Source organism: Pseudonocardia wallangbongensis (assembly GCF_054486945.1).
In genome coordinates, this window is the sequence record NZ_JBRERS010000001.1 from 1,094,966 (window position 1) to 1,111,528 (window position 16,563).

Consider the following 16,563-nt stretch of genomic DNA (forward strand, 5'->3'; position numbering starts at 1 on the left):
CCGCGATCAGCGGTACCCGTCGGGGACCTCGTTGAGGATCACGGTCTTGGTCTCCAGGTAGGGCAGCAGGCCCTCCCGGCCACCCTCGCGCCCGATCCCGGACTGCTTGAACCCGCCGAAGGCGACCCCGAAGTCGGTCCGCATGGCGTTGTGCCCGACGGTGCCCGAGCGCAGCCTACGCGCGACCTGGCGGGCCCGGTCGACGTCGCCTGTGAACACCGAGGCGTTCAGCCCGTAGACGGTGTCGTTGGCGATCTCCACGGCCTGCGCCTCGTCCGCGGCCGGGATGACCGAGAGCACCGGACCGAAGATCTCCTCGCGGGCGATCGTGGAGGAGTTGCTGACGTTGCCGAACACGGTGGGTTCGACGAACCAGCCGCGATCGAGGTCCTTGGGCCGGCCGCCACCGGTGGCGAGGGTGGCGCCCTCCTCGACCCCCTTGGCGATGTAGCCCTCCACCCGGTCGCGCTGGCGGCGCATCGCCAGCGGTCCCATCTGCACCCCGTCGCCGAACGGATCACCCACGCGGACCTGGGAGAACGTGGACGCCAGAGCCTCGACGAGCTCGTCGTGGCGCGACCGGGACACCACGATCCGGGTCAACGACGAGCACACCTGCCCGGACAGGAAGCACTCGGCCTGCGACAGCGTGCTCGCGGCCTGCCCGATGTCCATGTCGTCGAGGATCACCGCTGCGGACTTGCCGCCCAGCTCCAGCGTGTAGCGGGCGATCCGGTCGCCGCAGATCGTGGCGATCTTCCGGCCGGCCGCGGTGGACCCGGTGAACGCGACCTTGTCGATGCGCGGGTCGCGCACCAGCAGTTCGGAGACCTCGCGATCGGCGGTCAGGACGTTCAGCACACCCGGTGGCAGGCCGACCGCGGCGGCGACCTCGGCCACGAGGTACGCCGCACCGGGCGCCTCCGGGGACGCCTTGAGCACGACGGTGCACCCGGCCAGCAGCGCCGGTGCAACCTTGTAGGCGATCAGCGACATCGGCGCGTTCCACGGGATGATCGCCGCCACCGTGCCCACCGGTTCCCGCACGATCAGGCCGAAGGCGCCGCCACCCGTCGGCTCGGCCCGCTCCTCGAACGGGTAGTCGTCGGCGAGCCCGGCGTAGAACTCGTAGATGTTCGGGATCCGCGACATCCCGGCCTGGGCCACCGGGAACAGCACGCCGGACTCGCGGGGCCAGATCTGGCTGGCGTCGCCGGCGCGCTCCCGCAGGCCGGCCGCGATCGCCCGCAGGTACCGCGCCCGCTCGGCGTGGGTGAGCATCGGCCACGGCCCGGAGTCGAACGCCGTGCGCGCCGCGGTCACCGCCCGGTCGATGTCCGGAGCCTGTGCCTCGGCCACCCGGAAGAACAGCTCCTCGGTTGCGGGCTCGACGACCTCGATGACCGAGTCCGTCGACGGAGCGACCCACTCACCGCCGATGTAGAAGCGGTCCGGGGCGCTCAGCGGGGCCCGCGTCTCGTTGGTCAGGCTCATGTCCAGCTCCTCGCCTTCCGCGGCAACCGATCAGTCAGTAGTCTCAGTGTAACTAGTTGCTGGAGGGTCGCCAGTGAGCAGCGCACAGAAGATCGCGCTCGGGACACCGCCGGCGGAACGCGCCCGCCGACTTCGGCCCGTGGTCGGCAGGCTGCGCGACGGTACGGCGCACTACGCGCCGGTCGGCGCCGTGGTCGTCGATGGTGACCACGTGCTCTGCCACCTCTGCGGGTTCTGGTACCGGTCCGTACTCGCCCACCTCCGCCAGCACGGCTGGGACCAAGGCCGCTACCGCGCCGCGTTCGGGCTGGAGCGCGCACAGTCGCTTGAAGGCGCCGCCACGCGCCGCCGGCGGGCGGAGGCGTTCATCCGGCGGCGCCGCCGGGATCCGGCCGTGCAGGCCGGATGCGCGGTGGGGCGGCGCTGGGCCGTCAGCGGCGAGCTCACCCGGGCCGCGAGCCGCGCCGCTCGTGGCCGTCGCCAGCCCGAGCAGAGACGGCGCAAGACGCTGGCCACCCTGGCCGCGATCCCACCCCAGGCGCGAGCCCAGGGGGCCCGGCGGCACGCCGACGCCCGGCTGCGGCGCACCGCCGAGGCCGCCGCCCGAGCGCTCGGCTTCCCCGACATCGGCACGCTGGTCCGCGACCGGATCGCGCGTGGCGCCAGCCTCGCCGCGATCAGCCGCGAGGCCGGCCTGCACAAGGACTGGCTCTGCCGCCACCTGCGCACCGTCGACCCGGCCACCGCTGCGGTCGCCGCCACCCGGCTCACGACGCCGGAGGACGCGCGGTGGCTGGAGGTCGTCGCCCGGTTCGGGTTCACGGATGTGTCCTCGTACCTGTCCGACCGGCACCTGGTCCGCCGGCGCACGGCAGCCGCGATCGCGCGCGAGGTGGGTGTCACGAGCGGCGCGGTCCGCAGCGCGCTGCGCCGGCACGGCATCGCGCTCACCCCGCACGCGACCTCCCGCGCGCGACTGGGCGCACGCGAGGCCGCGATCGCCGCCCGGTTCGGCTTCCCCGACCTCGACGGCTACCTCGCCGACCGGCGCGCGGCCGGACTCAGCTGGCGGGCGATCGCCGCGGAGTCCGGCCAACCGGCCACGTGGATACGACGGCGCGCCGGCCGGTGAGGCCGGTCAGCTCAGGTCGGTGATGACCGTCTTGGTCTCCATGTAGTTGTTGAACACGGCCTGCCCCATCTCGCGGCCCCAACCGGACTCCTTGTAGCCGCCGAACGGCAGCGTGGCGTCGAAGACGTTCCAGGTGTTCACCCAGACCGTGCCGGCGCGCAGCCGCTTCGCGGTGCGGTAGGCCTTGCCGATGTCGCGGGTGAACACGCCCGCGCCGAGCCCGTAGTTGGTGTTGTTCGCCGTCGGGAGGATGTCGCGGTCGGCGTTGAACGGGGCCGCGGCCACCACGGGGCCGAAGATCTCCTCCTGCACCGCCTTCATCTCCTCACGGGTGCCGGTGAGGATCGTCGGCGCCACGAAGTAGCCCCGGTCCCCCACCCGGTCACCACCGATGATGTTCGCGCCGTCGTCGCGGCCCGAGCTGATGTAGCCGGTGACCCGGTCGAACTGCTCGGCCGAGACCAGCGGGCCCATGTTGGTCGACTCGTCGAGGCCGTTGCCGACCTTGATGTTGCGGGCCTGCTCGGCGACGCCCTCGACGACCTGGTCGTACACCGACTCCTCGACGTAGAGCCGCGAGCCTGCGACGCAACACTCGCCCTGGTTGAAGAAGATGGCGTGCGCCGAACCGGCGACCGCCTTGTCGATGTCCGCGTCGGCGTAGACGACGTTCGGCGACTTGCCACCCAGCTCCAGGGTGACCTTCTTCAGGTTCCCGGCCGCCGCGTGCACGATCTCCCTGCCGACCTCGGTGGAACCGGTGAACGCGACCTTGTCCACGTCCGGGTGCGCCGCGAGCGCCGCGCCGGCGTCGCCGTACCCGGTGACGATGTTGAACACGCCCGGCGGCAGCCCGGCCCGCATGGCCAGCTCGCCCAGCAGCAACGCCGACAGCGGGGTCTGCTCGGCGGGCTTGAGCACCACCGTGCAGCCAGCCGCCAGCGCGGGCGCGACCTTCCACGCGGCCATCAACAGCGGGAAGTTCCACGGGATGATCTGCGCGGCCACCCCGACCGGCTCCCGCAGGGTGAACCCGAGATAGGCATCCGGGCTCCACGCCGAGATCGGCAGCGTGCTGCCCTCGATCTTGGTGGTCCAGCCCGACATGTAGTGGAACATGTCCGCGGTGAGCGGGACGTCGGCCGCCTTCGCCACCGAGTACGGCTTGCCGTTGTCCAGCGACTCCAGCAGCGCGAACTCCTCGAGGTGGTCGAGGATCAGGTCGCCCAGCTTGTGCAGGACCCGGCCCCGCTGCCCGTGCGGCATCGACCGCCACGGCGCACCGTCCTCGAACGCCGCGCGCGCGGCCCGGACCGCCCGGTCGGCGTCCTCCGCACCGCCCCGCGCCACCGAGGCGAGCACCTCCTCCGTGGCCGGGTTGATGCTGTCGAACGTCTGCCCCGACGCCGCATCCACCCATTCCCCGTTGATCAGCATCTTGCGGCTCAGGGACCCCACGACCTCCTGGATGCGGGGTGCATCGAACGCCAGAGTCATCCTCGACCTCCTCGGTCGGACCGGACGGAGCGCTGTGTCGCAACGCACACGCGGTTCACAAGGCCATCAAATCACCGCAGACGCGGATGTTCTACCCGTTTAGGCCCGCAACCTCGGATCTGACGGCGGTCCCACTGACCGATCGGACAGTGTCCGCCGGGGGCCGGCCCTTCAGCCGCTCACGGCGCGGGCCTTCGGTGATCAAGGCGAAACTGTCGCCAGTCGATCGTCACGATCAACGCGCCGCTGCACCCGGAGACGCGCAACCTGTTCGACGAGCAACTGCTGGCGACCATGAAGCGCGGCGCATACATCGTCAACACCGCACGCGCGCTCATCGTCGACCGGGACGCGATCGCGCGGGCCCTGCAGAGCGGTCAACTCGCCGGCTACGGCGGTGATGTCTGGTACCCGCAGCCCGCGCCGGCCGACCACCCGTGGCGCACCATGCCCCACCACGGGATGACGACGCACATCTCCGGCTCGTCGCTGTCGGCTCAGGCCCGGTACGCGGCCGGGACCCGGGAGATCCTGGAGTCGTACTTCGCCGGCACGCCGATCCGCGACGAGTACCTGATCGTCGACGGCGGCAAGCTCGCCGGCGCGGGCGCACACTCGTACAGCACGAGCGGCTGAGGCACCCTCCGGCCGGCGGCACCATCCACGAACTGGTGCGCGAGGAGTTCGGCGACGGGATCGTCAGCGCCATCGACTTCGAACTCTCCGTCGAACGCGTCCCCGACCCGAAGGGCCACCGCGTCGGGATCACGCTCGACGGGAAGTTCCTCCCCTACCGCACCTGGTAACCGGTGTCCCGCCTCGCACCACATCGGAGATCCTCGACGGATGAGCATCGAAGTCGAACTGCCCGACCTGGCGGACGTCCTCGCCCGGTACCGGTCCGCATACCTGGTGACGGTGGGCGGAGGTGTCCGTGGGCACGTCGTGGCCGTCGGTCCGACGCTGTCGGACGGGGCGATCGTGCTCGCGGAGGTCGGTTCGGCATCGCGCGCGAACCTGCTCGTCGAGCCGTCGCTCACCCTGGTGTGGCCGCCGGTTCGGGAAGACGACCACACACTGATCGTCGACGGTACCGGGCGGATCGAAGCGGACACCGTCGTGGTGCTGCCGACCCGGGCGGTCCTGCACCGTCGCGCCCGGGAGGCCGGCGCCGAGAGCTCCGCCGGGAACTCCGCCTGCGCGTCGGACTGCATCGAGGTGACCCTGCCGACGAGCCCATGAACCCCACGCCCGCCGTCCGGGGCGGTGCCGTGATCAGCCGGGCAGCGCGGTGCTGTGCGTGTCCATGAACTCGCGGAGGCCCTCGACGCCCATCTCGCGACCCATGCCGGAGCTCTTCACCCCGCCGAACGGGGCGCGCTGGTCGAGCACCGCGGCACTGTGGCAGTTGACGAACACGTAGCCCGCGTGCAGGCGAAGCCCGATCTCCGCCGCCTTCGCCCGGTCCGCGGTCCACACCGACGCGCAGAGCCCGGCCCAGGTGTCGTTGGCCGCGGCGACGGCCGCGTCCTCGTCGTCGAACGGGATGATCGGGATCGTCGGCCCGAACTGTTCCTCGGTCACCACGCGCAGGGCCGGGTCGGGATCGAGCACCAGGGACGGGCGCACGAAGTTGCCACCGGCGAGCGCGGGGTCGGCCGGCGGCTTCCCGAACTCCCGCACCTGCGCTCCGGCGGCGCGGGCCTCCGCCACGATCTCCTCGACGAACGCCTTCTGCGACGCCGCGTGCAGCGGGCCCATCGTGGTGCCTGCCGCGAGACCGTCACCCAGGACGATGCCCTCCAACCGGGCGGCGAGCCCGTCCACCACCTCCTGGTAGCGCGAGCGGTGCACGTAGACCCGCTTCGCGGCCATGCAGATCTGGCCGGTGGTGTCGAAGATCCCGTGGAACAGCGCGTCCAGGGCCTCGCCGTCCAGCACCGCATCGGCCAGGATCAGCGCCGGGTCGTTGCCGCCCAGCTCGAGCGCCACCCTGGTCAGGGTCCGCGACGCCATCTCCATGATCGTCTTCCCGCCGCGGGAGCTGCCCGTGAAGCAGACCTTGGCGACGTCGGCATCGGCCACGAGGGCCTCGCCGATCTCGGCGTCCGCGCCCGTCACGACGTTGACCACGCCCGGCGGCAGCTGCTCGGCCATCCGCTGCACGAGCCGGGTGGTCGCCAGCGGCGCGGTCGGTGGCGGCTTGACGACGACGGTGTTGCCGGCGACCAGCGCGTACGGCAACGAGGCACCGAGGATCGCGAGCGGCCAGTTGAACGGGACGATGATCGTCACGACGCCGAGGGGTACGTGGCGGACCACGGTCTCGGTGGGCGGCCCGGGCAGGACCACCTCGTCGTCGACCCGGTCGGCCAGCACCGTCGCAAGGCCGCAGCGGTGGGAGAAGACGAACACGTCGCCGTGCGCCTCGCCCAGCACCTTGCCCGTCTCCCGGGCGAGGATCTCCGCGTGCTCGTCGGCGAACGGGGCGATCGCCGCCACGGCCGCGTCGATCCGGGCGGCCCGCTCCCGCGCGCCGAGGGCGGACCACGCGGGAAAGGCGCGCTTCGCCGCCGCCACAGCGCCGACGGCCTGCGCGCGCGACGCCGCCGCGGCGGTGCCGACCTGCGCTCCCCCGCGGGCGGGGTCGGCGACACCGAGCACGCCCGCCTCGCCGGCCACCCCCGCCCCGTCGACGTACAGGCGGGTGGCAGTGGTCTGATCCGCTTCTCGGACCGTCATCCGTCCTCCTCGACGCAGGTGAACCCGTGCAGGGCCCGGCCACGTGGAGACCGCTCCCGAGACCACTCCCACCCTCACGCCCCGATCCCCTCGGCGTCCCGAGCCCTTCCACGTCGCGAAAGGCATCGGGCCCGACCGCTCGAGCAGCCACACCGAACGACCGGGTGCCAAGGTGACGGGGTGGACGAACCGAGCACCGCCGACCCCGTTTCCGCCCAGGACCGGCTGCACCTCCGCCGCTGCGTCGCGCTCGCAGCCGAGGCGTTGAGCGAAGGGGACGAGCCGTTCGGTTCCGTTCTCGTCGACGCCCGGGGCACGGTCCTCTTCGAGGACCGCAACCGCGTCAAGGACGGCGACGCCACCCGGCACCCGGAGTTCGAGATCGCCCGGTGGGCGGCCGCCAACGTCGCTCCCGGGGAGCGGGGCGGCTGCATCGTGTACACCTCGGGTGAGCACTGCCCGATGTGCAGCGCGGCGCACGCCTGGGTCGGCCTGGGCCGCATCGTCTACGCCGCCGGCTCCGAGCAGCTGACGGCGTGGCGCCGCGCCTGGGGCCTCCAGCCCGGGCCGGTCGCCCCGCTCCCGATCCGCGCCGTCGCACCAGGTGTCCCGGTCTCCGGCCCCGATCCCCTCCTCCTCGCGGAGATCCGCGCCCTGCACGCCCGCCTGCACGGCGTCGACGAGTCGATCTGACGGATCTGACAGCCCTCGCACCCGAGCGCCACGACGACCAGGACGAGACCGTCAATCCGGGCATGCCGTAGAAAGGGGATGGATCATTCGAACGTCCCAGCACGGCGCCGGCCGGGGCCGTTCGTGACGGGCACGACGTACGGCGCCTGGCCAGCGACGGGAAGCGAGACGTGACGTGCGGGTTCTGATTCTCGGTGGGGACGGTTACCTGGGGTGGCCGACGGCGCTGCATCTGTCCGAGGCAGGCGACGACGTCGCCGTCGTCGACAACTTCCTCCGACGCCGCTACGACGAGGAGCTCGGCGTTCGCAGCCTCGTGCCGATCGAGCCGCTCGACGTCCGCACGCAGGTGTGGCGCACGCTGACCGGGAAGCGGATCGAGACGTTCGTCGGCGATCTCTGCGACGGGGACTTCGTCACCGAGGTCACCCGCACCTTCCGGCCCGACGCGATCGTCCACTTCGCCGAGCAGCGCTCCGCGCCGTACTCGATGATCGACCGCGAGCACGCGGTGCACACGCAGCACAACAACGTCGTGGGCACGCTCAACGTGCTCTACGCGATCGCCGAGGTCGACCCGGCCATCCACCTGGTCAAGCTGGGCACGATGGGCGAGTACGGCACCCCGAACCTCGACATCGAGGAGGGGTGGCTGGAGGTGGAGCACAAGGGCCGCACGGACCGGGTCCTGTTCCCCAAGCGCCCGGGCAGCTTCTACCACCTGAGCAAGGTGCACGACAGCCACAACATCGAGTTCGCCTGCCGCGTGTGGGGGCTGCGCGCCACCGACCTCAACCAGGGCGTCGTGTACGGCCAGCAGACCGAGCTGACGGAGCGCGATCCGGCGCTCGCCACCCGCTTCGACTACGACGGCGTCTTCGGCACGGTCCTCAACCGGTTCGTCATCCAGGCCGTGCTGGGCGAGCCGCTCACCGTCTACGGCTCCGGAGGACAGACGCGCGGGATCATCGACATCCGCGACACCGTGGAGTGCATCCGGCTCGCCGTCACGCATCCGGCCGAGCCCGGCGAGTTCCGGGTGTTCAACCAGCTGACGGAACAGATGTCGGTGCACGAGATGGCCAAGGCGGTCGCGGCCGCCTTCCCCGGGGCCGCCCAGGTGGAGAACGTGGAGAACCCGCGCGTCGAGGCGGACTCGCACCACTACAACGTGGTCTTCACCGGCCTGCAGTCGCTCGGCCTCCGACCCCACCTGCTGTCGGACACCCTGATCACCTCGTTGTTCCCGGTCGTCGAACGACACCGCGACCGGGTCGACCGGGCCATGCTCGCCCCGACCGTCCGCTGGAGGAACACCGCCAACCCGCTGCGGTAGCGGCTACGTGATCACGACCAGCGGTCTGCTCGGCCCTTCCAGCCCGACGTCCGGCGCAGGACGCGGATCGCGCCGTCGAGGAGCACGCCGCCGAACAGCGCGCTCGTCAGCGGGGCGAGCGGTGTGGCCCAGGTTCCGGCCCGCACCAGCCGGGCGGCGTAGGCGTGTGCGACCGCTTGGGAGACCCAGCCGCCGACCCCGGCGAGCCGCACGTACCGCCGGCCGAGGAGAACGGCGGCCGGAGCCGCGAGCGACAGGAGGATCTGGCCGACCCCGCCACCGAGCAGGACCGGCACGGAGCCGCGGGCCCCGGCCACGAAGCTCTTGCGGAACGACATCCAGCCTTGGGCCAACGGGTCCATCCCGCTCGTGGTGAGGTGGTCGAGCCCGTCGACCAGCCGGGTCGTTCCGCCCTGGTCGCGCACCGCGGTGGCGAGTGCGATGTCCTCGTTGCGCAGGTTCCGCAGCGCCGCCCAGCCGCCGACGCCGTCGTAGGTGCTGCGGCGGACGAGGATGCAGTGGCCGATCGCGAAGGCCTTGCGCCCGCGGCCGTCCGGATCGGCGTTCTCACCGATCATCTGCAGGGCGGGCGGCATGAGCACGGGCCACGACAGCGAGCGGTTCGGCGGCGGTCCGGCGGGACTGGACACCAGGTCGGCGCCCGCACCGCGGGCCGTTGCGAGCAGCCGGTCGAGAGCCTGCGGGCCCAGCACGACGTCCGCGTCGACGAACAACAACCAGGCCGATGCGGGGACCTCGCCCGCCGCCACGACCCCGGCATGCATCGCATGCACCTTGCCCTTCCACCCGCGAGGCGGCCCGCACGTGCGCACCACCGAGACCCGCGGGTCCCGGGCCGCATTGCGGCGCGCGATCTCGCCGGTGGCGTCGGCGGACGCGTCGTCGACGACGACGATCCGCAGGTTCTCGAACTCGCCCGCCGCGTGGACCTGGCTGCGCAGCCCTCGTACGCACTCGTCGAGAACGGCTTCCTCATCCCGGGCCGGGACGACCGCGACGACCGGTACGTCGGACTCGCCGGTCCGGCCGCGAGGGCTCAGCGCCAGGACCCGGCGCAGGCGTTGCACGGACCGGAGACTGCGATAGGCGGAGGCCGCGACCCCCGCGAGGAGGAGCCACCTGGGAATCGCCCGCACCGGGACAAAATAGGCGTCCCCGCGCACCGGCCGACGCCCGGGGCGGGACCGGACGACCTACCTGCGACCCGGCGGTCGGCCACGGCCGTCCGACCGACGCTGCTGGTCCGCCAGATCCATCATCCGCGTGATGATCGCAAGAGCGGCGATCAGCAGCAGAACCGCCGGAAGGAAGATCGTGACCGTCCAATGATCCATCACGATTTCCCAGAACGTCGGATCCATCGACCCTCCCGCCATCAGTTCCGCAGGCGAGGAACTTTAGCAACGGAGCACGCGCTCCAGGGCCGGTTCGAGGTGACGACCGAACGATTCACCCGCTTGTGCATCGCGCGGCGCAAGATCAAGCTTTGCGAAGTGCGCGGCGACTCCGACGCACGAGCGAGTATCCGTTCGTCAACGTCCGATCCAGTGCGAAGACCCGGTGGAGGGCTTCGCAGGCGGCGATCCGGGCGAAGGTGCTCGGCGTGGTCGAGTGCCGCACCGTCAGCCGTGGCATGGCGAAGACGTTGCGGCCCGGCCGTGACGCGGCGTTGGCCACCGCGGCGGCCTGGTCGTAGCCCGCTCCTTCCACGGCGTCGCACACGCGCCGGCTCCAGTAGCCGTACGGGTAGGCGATGCTGGGCACGGCCCGGCCGAGCCGCTCCTCCAGGAGCTTCTTGCCCAGCGACAGCTCGTCGTGCAAGGGCTGGTCCTCGAGCTGGTCGAGCTGGGCGTGGCTGTGGCTGTGCGCGGCAACCTCGATCCCCGAGTCGTGCAGCTCCTTCACCTGGCTCCAGACCATCGTCCGGTCGAGCGGATGTCCCGCCGCCCAGGATCCGGCGTCCTGCAGCCACCCGGTCGTCACGAAGACCGTCGCCGGGAACCCGTACTCCCGCAGGAGCGGCAGCGCCTGCTCGTGGGTGTCGGCGTAGCCGTCGTCGAAGGTCAGCACGACCGGTCGCGCGGGCAGCGCCGCACCGGTCCGCGTGCGCACGCACAGGTCGGTGAACGTGAGCCCGGTGAAGTCGTTGTCACGCAGGTGGCGCAGCTGCCACTCGAGGTCCGCCGGCCGCACCGAGAGCGATCGGGTCGCGGCCGGCGGGTGGTCGGTGACCGAGTGGTACATGAGGATGGGCACCCGATCCGTCACGGCACCTCCCCCGTGCGGGTCCGGGCTCCGCGCGCCCGTCCGACGACGTAGCCCGCGCTCGTCCAGGCGAAACCGGCGACGATGGCGCCGGCGCGCAGCACCCCGCCGACATCGCCGCCCAGGCTCTGGCCCAGTCCCTTGGCGACACCACGCCGCAGGGCGAGGGTCGCGTAGGCGCGCTCGTCGGCGAGGCCGTCTCCGACGCCGACGCTGTCCGTGACGAGGGCCTTCGACAGTCCCTCGGCGTAGCAGCGCGTGCGGTAGTAGGCGAACCGCTGGCGCGTGGCCGGAACGCGGTGGTGGATCACCGCCTGCGGGGTGAAGATGAACTTCCCGCGTGGGAACCGCTGACCCGCGCGGATGCAGAGCTCGGTCTCCTCGCCACCCAGCGGCCGGGTGCCGGCCGAGGACCGGCCGATGTGGGTCGGGAACCCGCCGATGGCGTCGAACAGGTCCCGCCGAAAGGCTGCATTGCCGCCATGCAGATTGCGGACGATGCCGGGATTGCGTCCGACGTGGGTGCAGCCGATGACCCAGTCGAACTCCGGCGGCCACCACCGCGGCCGTCCGGTTGCCCACGCCGGGAGCGTCAGGCCGCCCACGCCGAGAACGTCGGGATCGGAGAAGCGACGCGCGAGCGCTTCGAGCCATCCGGGCTCGGCGACCGCGTCGTCGTCCAGGAAAGCGACGACGTCGCCTTCGGCGAGCGCGATCCCGGTGTTCTTCCCACCGGAAAGGCCTCGGGCGTCCGAGTTCTCGACAACAGTGACGTCGAGGGTGGCGGCGAATCGCGCCTGCAATGCGGGATTGTGGTCGACGACCAGTATCACCTGGCGCGGGGCCGGTTCCTGGGCCTTTGCCGACGCGACCGCCGCCAGCGTGTCCTCCCACCGTTCGTCGGAGAACGCGCAGATCACCACCGACACGCTCGGAAGCCGGCCCCGAGCCGGCGCTCCCTCTCCCGCAGACCTGCTACCCGTCGAGCTTCGATAAGTGGCATCGCCAATCATTTCCGTCGTCCCCCCCGGGAGCGTCAACCACGATCGACCGGTCACCGCTGACGTCGGCATGATCGTGGGTTCCGCCGCAACCGTTACATACCGGTCACGAGCTCCGTTGCGGCACTAACAGGACGTGCACATCCGACCGCGTGCGGTTACCGGATGCGGTGTCGATCCGGGCCGACTCCATCGCCGATCACCGGGGCGGTAGCGTCCGCCTCGTGCTGCCGAATCCCAGCGTGTCCGTGTGCATTCCGGTCTACAACGGCGAGCAGTTCCTGGCCGAGACCATCCGTAGCGTGCTCGACCAGACCTACCGCGACTTCGAGCTCGTGATCCTCGACAACGCGAGCACCGATCGGAGCGGCGACATCGCCGCCTCGTTCGACGACCCGCGCATCCGCATCGAGCGCAACCTCGACACCCTGCCCCAGGGGGAGAACTGGAACCGCGTCGTCGAGCTCGCCCGCGGCCCGATCGTGAAGGTGGTCTGCGCCGACGACCTGCTGCACCCGCGCTGCGTCGAGCTGCAGGTCGCGCCGCTGGACGCCGACCCCGGCATCGCCCTCGTCGCCTCGCGCCGCCACATGATCGACGAGCGCCGCCGCGTGATCGCGCCCCGCCGCGGGCTGCGCGGCCTCATCGGCGTCCACACCGGCGTCGAGGTGGCACGCCGCGTCGTGCGCAACGGCGCCAACCCGATCGGCGAGGCCAACAACGTGCTCTTCCGCCGCGCCGACTTCTTCACCGTCGGCGGCTGGCGGGCCGACCGGTCCCACGTGATGGACCTCGACATGTGGCTGCGGCTGCTGCAGGTGGGCGACTTCCTCGGGCTCCCCCAGACACTCGCCGCCTTCCGCATCGCCCGGAACTCGATCACCTCGCACAGCGACGAGCGCCTGTACGAACAGCAGCGCGCACTCATCGAGGAGCTCGGCGACTCGCCCTACTTCCAGGTGCGCGAGCTCGACCTCACCATCGGGCGGCTCAACGCGCCGGCCGGCCGAGCCCGCAGACGCGCGCTCTACGCGATGACCCAGCTCGCCCACTAGCCGGTTTATCCCTCTTGGATCCGGCCCCGGGAGTGGCGTGAGGGACAGGAGGATGACCGCGCAAGACCGTGGGATCCTCCCCGGAGCCTCCCGGCGGCGCTCCCACCGGGGTGGGGTCGGAGCCGGGCCGGCCGCCGCAGCGGTCAAGGGCAAATGGCTGCCCGGCAGGGACGGTCAAGGGCGAATGGTCGCTCCCAGAGATCATTCGGCGACCATTTCCCCATGATCGGCGTTTCGGCGCGTTCGCGTGTCGATTTCGCCCGCTTTCGCGCCGAAGCCTCGATCATGCCAGCGAAACCGGCCTCCGGTGGCGCCGCGGGCCCACCCCAGCCGGAGTACTGGCGCGAGTCACCCGGCATATCCACGCCCCGGCGGCCGCGAACCGGCACAACCGCGCCACCGGCGCTTGCGTCGAGCACCCCTTGATCGCCTACGACCCCGGAGAACCTGGGAATCAACCGTCTAGCCGATCGCTACGCCCTGCTGGCGGCTGCCGCGGGCGACTCCTCGCTCATCTGCCCCTGTGGGCGCAGCAGCAGCGTCGCGACGAGGGCGACCAGGCAGAGCGCGACCAGGTAGAAGCCCGCCGGGAGGGAGCTTCCGAACCGGGCCGCGAGGAACGTGGCGACGATCGGAGCCGGACCGGCCGAGGTGATCGAGGACAGCTGGTAGCCCAGCGCGGAACCGCTGTAGCGCACCGGTGCGGGGAAGGCCTCGGCGATGAGCGCGGCCTGCGGCCCGTACTGCATGTCGTGGACCACCAGGGACAGGACGACGAACACGGCGATCCACGCGAAGCTGCCGGACTCCAGTACCGCGAAGTACGGGACGGCGAAGACGAGCATCGTCACCACGCCGATGAGGTACATGCGCCGGCGGCCGACGACGTCGGAGAGCCAACCGAACAGGGGCGTCGTGAAGAGCGAGACGATTCCCGCGATCAGGATGACGGTGAGGAACGACTGCTGGGGCAACCCGAGGCTCGCCACGCCGTAGGACAGTGCGAACGTCGTGAAGAGGTAGAACGACGCGTGCTGCCCCATGCGGACGAGGCAGGTGAGCACGATCTCGCGGCCGTTGTTGCGGATCGCCTCCACAACGGGCCGGGACGACCGCTTCTCTTCGGCCACCATCCGCTCGAAGAACGGCGTCTCGAGGATTCCGAGGCGAATCCACAGACCCACGCCGAAGAGCACGATGCTCGCCAGGAACGGAACCCGCCATCCCCAGGCCAGGAGCTGGTCCGCGCCCTGGCTGCTGACCAGGGACAGGGTCGCGGTGGCCAGGGTCAACCCGGCCGGCGATCCCCATTGCGCCCAGCTCCCGGTGAAGCCCCGGCGATTGCGGAACGAGGTCCACTCCGTGGCCAGCAGGACGGAGCCGCTCCATTCACCGCCGACGCCGATCCCCTGGATCACCCGGAGGACGACCAGGATGACCGCGCCCCAGATGCCGCCGGTCTCGTAGGTGGGCACGACACCGACGAGAACGGTTCCGATCGCCATCAGGGTGAGCGTCGCGACCAATGTCGCCTTCCGCCCGATCCGGTCTCCGAGGTGCCCGAATATGACGGCACCCAACGGGCGCGCCAGGAACCCGACGAAGAACGTCGAGAAGGCCAGCAACGTTCCCGCCAGCGGATCGAACTCCGGAAAGAAGATCTTGTTGAAGACGAGCCCGGCCACCAGGCCGTAGATGTAGAAGTCGTACCACTCGATCGCGGTGCCGATCGTGCCGGCGACCACCGCCCTCGTCGCATCCCGCCGGCCCTCGGGGCGCAGCGGTGCCGCTTCTGCGGTCATGACAGACCCATCCGTTTCATGCAATCGATTCCGCGGTGCATCCGGGCACCGGGACTGGGGCGAACGGAAGGTTCAGCGACAGAGTGCGGTGTGGGTGCGGCACAGGTCGATGTGCCGCCGCCGCGCGCCGGAGAAGCTCAGGCCGCGCACGCTCACGGCGCACCCCGCCGGTAGCGCGCTCCGGGGTGATCGGGCGCCAGGTGCGGTCCCGGCGCGGCGCCCAGGTTCTCCCTCAGTGTCGCCGCGGCGTAGCCGTCCTGTGCCCGGCCCCGGCGCCGCAGCTCCGGCACCACGTGCTCGACGAAGTCGACGAACGTGCCGGGCGTGACGGCGTAGGCGAGGTTGAACCCGTCGACGCCCGCTTCGTCCACCCAGCGCTCGAGCTCGTCGGCGACGGTCGCACCCGAGCCCACGACGACGGGCCCGCGCCCGCCGATCGCGACGAACCGGGCCAGCTCCGCGACCGTCCACTCGCGGTCGGGGTCGGCCGTCGTGAAGGCGGCCAGCGCGGTGCGGGTCGCGTCGGTCTCGACGTACTCCAGGCGTTGCCCGGGCTCGGCGTCGGCAAGGTCGACCCCGGTCCAGCCCCCGAACAGGGCGAGCGCACCCTCGTGGCTCGCGTGCTCCAGGTAGGAGTCGCGCTTCGCGATCGCGGCCGCGTCGGTCTCGGCCGCGATCGCGGTGAGCATCGCGAAGATCTTGATGGCCCGCGGGTCCCGGCCCGCCGCGGCGGCCTGCTCGCGGATGCTCTCGACGAAGCGCCGCACGACCGCGGGCGTCGGACCGTTGACGAACACCGCCTCCGCGTGCGCGGCGGCGAACCGGCTACCCCGCGACGAGGCGCCCGCCTGGAAGATCACCGGGGTGCGCTGCGGTGACGGCTCGCACAGGAACGGCCCCGGCACCTCGAAGTAGCGGCCCTTGTGCGCGATGTCGTGCACCTTGGCCGGGTCGGCGAACACGCCGCGCTCGGCGTCACGGACGACGGCGCCCGGTTCCCAGCTGCCCTCCCAGAGCTTGTAGCAGACCTCCAGGTACTCCTCGGCCAGCTCGTAGCGCTCGTCGTGCGGGATCTGCTGGCCGCGGCCCAGGTTGCGGGCGGCGCTGTCCAGGTAGGACGTCACCACGTTCCAGGCGACGCGCCCCTTCGTCAGGTGGTCGAGGGTCGTCATCCGGCGGGCGAGCGCGTAGGGCTGCTCGTAGGCCACCGACACCGTGACCCCGAAGCCGAGGCGCTCCGTGACCGCGGCCATCGCCGAGACCGCCAGCACCGGGTCGTTGACCGGGACCTGGACCGCCTCGCGGACCGCCACGTCCCGCGAGCCGCCGTACACGTCGTAGACACCGAGGACGTCGGCGAGGAAGAGCGCGTCGAAACCGCCGCGTTCGAGCAGCCGGGCGAGGTCGGTCCAGTAGTCGATGTCGGTGTAGCGGTGCCCCTGGTCGTCGGGGTGGCGCCACAGACCGACGGACTGGTGCCCGACGCAGGCCATGTCGAAGGCGTTCAGCAGGATGCGACTCATCG

At 71.4% G+C, this 16,563-nt stretch carries 16 protein-coding genes; 7 read left to right on the plus strand and 9 right to left on the minus strand.

The genetic code is table 11. The features are described from left to right. Window positions 1-6 precede the first annotated feature (6 nt). Entirely contained in the window at window positions 7-1,494 is a 1,488-nt protein-coding gene (locus ACU436_RS05150; RefSeq protein ID WP_459022120.1) for an aldehyde dehydrogenase, read from the minus strand. A gap of 73 nt (window positions 1,495-1,567) precedes the next feature. Here ACU436_RS05150 and ACU436_RS05155 point away from each other — a divergent pair, with 73 nt between their 5' ends. Then, a complete protein-coding gene (locus tag ACU436_RS05155; RefSeq protein ID WP_459022121.1) occupies window positions 1,568-2,626 on the plus strand; it encodes a MucR family transcriptional regulator in 1,059 nt (352 codons plus the stop codon). Window positions 2,627-2,632: 6 nt separating this feature from the next. Here ACU436_RS05155 and ACU436_RS05160 read toward each other — a convergent pair whose 3' ends face one another. Further along, a complete protein-coding gene (locus ACU436_RS05160) occupies window positions 2,633-4,123 on the minus strand; it encodes an aldehyde dehydrogenase family protein (protein ID WP_459022123.1) in 1,491 nt (496 codons plus the stop codon). A 234-nt stretch (window positions 4,124-4,357) separates the two neighbouring features. Here ACU436_RS05160 and ACU436_RS05165 point away from each other — a divergent pair, with 234 nt between their 5' ends. The 3 genes from ACU436_RS05165 to ACU436_RS05175 are packed head-to-tail and all read left to right on the plus strand — an operon-like array spanning window position 4,358 to window position 5,365. Next, on the plus strand, window positions 4,358-4,759 hold the full coding sequence (locus ACU436_RS05165) for an NAD(P)-dependent oxidoreductase (RefSeq protein ID WP_459022624.1): 402 nt from the start codon (window positions 4,358-4,360) through the stop codon (window positions 4,757-4,759). 23 nt (window positions 4,760-4,782) lie between these two features. After that, window positions 4,783-4,929 (plus strand): cyanase, encoded by a 147-nt coding sequence (locus ACU436_RS05170; protein WP_459022626.1) that lies wholly within the window; start codon window positions 4,783-4,785, stop codon window positions 4,927-4,929. 40 nt (window positions 4,930-4,969) lie between these two features. Beyond that, on the plus strand, window positions 4,970-5,365 hold the full coding sequence (locus ACU436_RS05175) for a hypothetical protein (protein ID WP_459022124.1): 396 nt from the start codon (window positions 4,970-4,972) through the stop codon (window positions 5,363-5,365). A 33-nt stretch (window positions 5,366-5,398) separates the two neighbouring features. Here the strand turns inward: ACU436_RS05175 and ACU436_RS05180 are convergent, their stop codons facing one another. Continuing rightward, on the minus strand, window positions 5,399-6,865 hold the full coding sequence (locus tag ACU436_RS05180; protein ID WP_459022125.1) for an aldehyde dehydrogenase family protein: 1,467 nt from the start codon (window positions 6,863-6,865) through the stop codon (window positions 5,399-5,401). A gap of 180 nt (window positions 6,866-7,045) precedes the next feature. Between ACU436_RS05180 and ACU436_RS05185 the strand changes: the two genes are divergently transcribed. Continuing rightward, complete coding sequence (locus ACU436_RS05185; protein WP_459022127.1) at window positions 7,046-7,558, plus strand: nucleoside deaminase; 513 nt, start codon at window positions 7,046-7,048, stop codon at window positions 7,556-7,558. 175 nt (window positions 7,559-7,733) lie between these two features. Further along, window positions 7,734-8,894 carry an NAD-dependent epimerase/dehydratase family protein gene (locus ACU436_RS05190; protein WP_459022129.1) on the plus strand — a complete coding sequence of 387 codons (1,161 nt, stop codon included), beginning with the start codon at window positions 7,734-7,736 and terminating at the stop codon, window positions 8,892-8,894. 11 nt (window positions 8,895-8,905) lie between these two features. Here the strand turns inward: ACU436_RS05190 and ACU436_RS05195 are convergent, their stop codons facing one another. The 4 genes from ACU436_RS05195 to ACU436_RS05210 all read right to left on the minus strand — a co-directional run bounded on the left by ACU436_RS05195 (window position 8,906) and on the right by ACU436_RS05210 (window position 12,253). Continuing rightward, on the minus strand, window positions 8,906-9,982 hold the full coding sequence (locus ACU436_RS05195; protein WP_459022131.1) for a glycosyltransferase family 2 protein: 1,077 nt from the start codon (window positions 9,980-9,982) through the stop codon (window positions 8,906-8,908). Between the two features lie 126 nt (window positions 9,983-10,108). Beyond that, entirely contained in the window at window positions 10,109-10,276 is a 168-nt protein-coding gene (locus ACU436_RS05200) for a hypothetical protein (RefSeq protein ID WP_459022132.1), read from the minus strand. A gap of 118 nt (window positions 10,277-10,394) precedes the next feature. Further along, window positions 10,395-11,183, minus strand: a complete 789-nt coding sequence (locus ACU436_RS05205) for a polysaccharide deacetylase family protein (protein ID WP_459022133.1) — start codon at window positions 11,181-11,183, stop codon at window positions 10,395-10,397. Continuing rightward, entirely contained in the window at window positions 11,180-12,253 is a 1,074-nt protein-coding gene (locus tag ACU436_RS05210; protein ID WP_459022135.1) for a glycosyltransferase family 2 protein, read from the minus strand. The genes ACU436_RS05205 and ACU436_RS05210 overlap by 4 nt, the downstream gene beginning before the upstream one ends. A 152-nt stretch (window positions 12,254-12,405) precedes the next feature. On the opposite strand from ACU436_RS05210, the gene ACU436_RS05215 reads away from it, so the two are divergent. After that, window positions 12,406-13,236 carry a glycosyltransferase family 2 protein gene (locus tag ACU436_RS05215; protein ID WP_459022137.1) on the plus strand — a complete coding sequence of 277 codons (831 nt, stop codon included), beginning with the start codon at window positions 12,406-12,408 and terminating at the stop codon, window positions 13,234-13,236. A 473-nt stretch (window positions 13,237-13,709) separates the two neighbouring features. On the opposite strand, the gene ACU436_RS05220 is transcribed toward ACU436_RS05215, so the two are convergent. Further along, on the minus strand, window positions 13,710-15,038 hold the full coding sequence (locus tag ACU436_RS05220) for an MFS transporter (protein WP_459022139.1): 1,329 nt from the start codon (window positions 15,036-15,038) through the stop codon (window positions 13,710-13,712). A gap of 152 nt (window positions 15,039-15,190) precedes the next feature. Further along, complete coding sequence (locus ACU436_RS05225; protein WP_459022141.1) at window positions 15,191-16,561, minus strand: LLM class flavin-dependent oxidoreductase; 1,371 nt, start codon at window positions 16,559-16,561, stop codon at window positions 15,191-15,193. Window positions 16,562-16,563 lie beyond the last annotated feature (2 nt).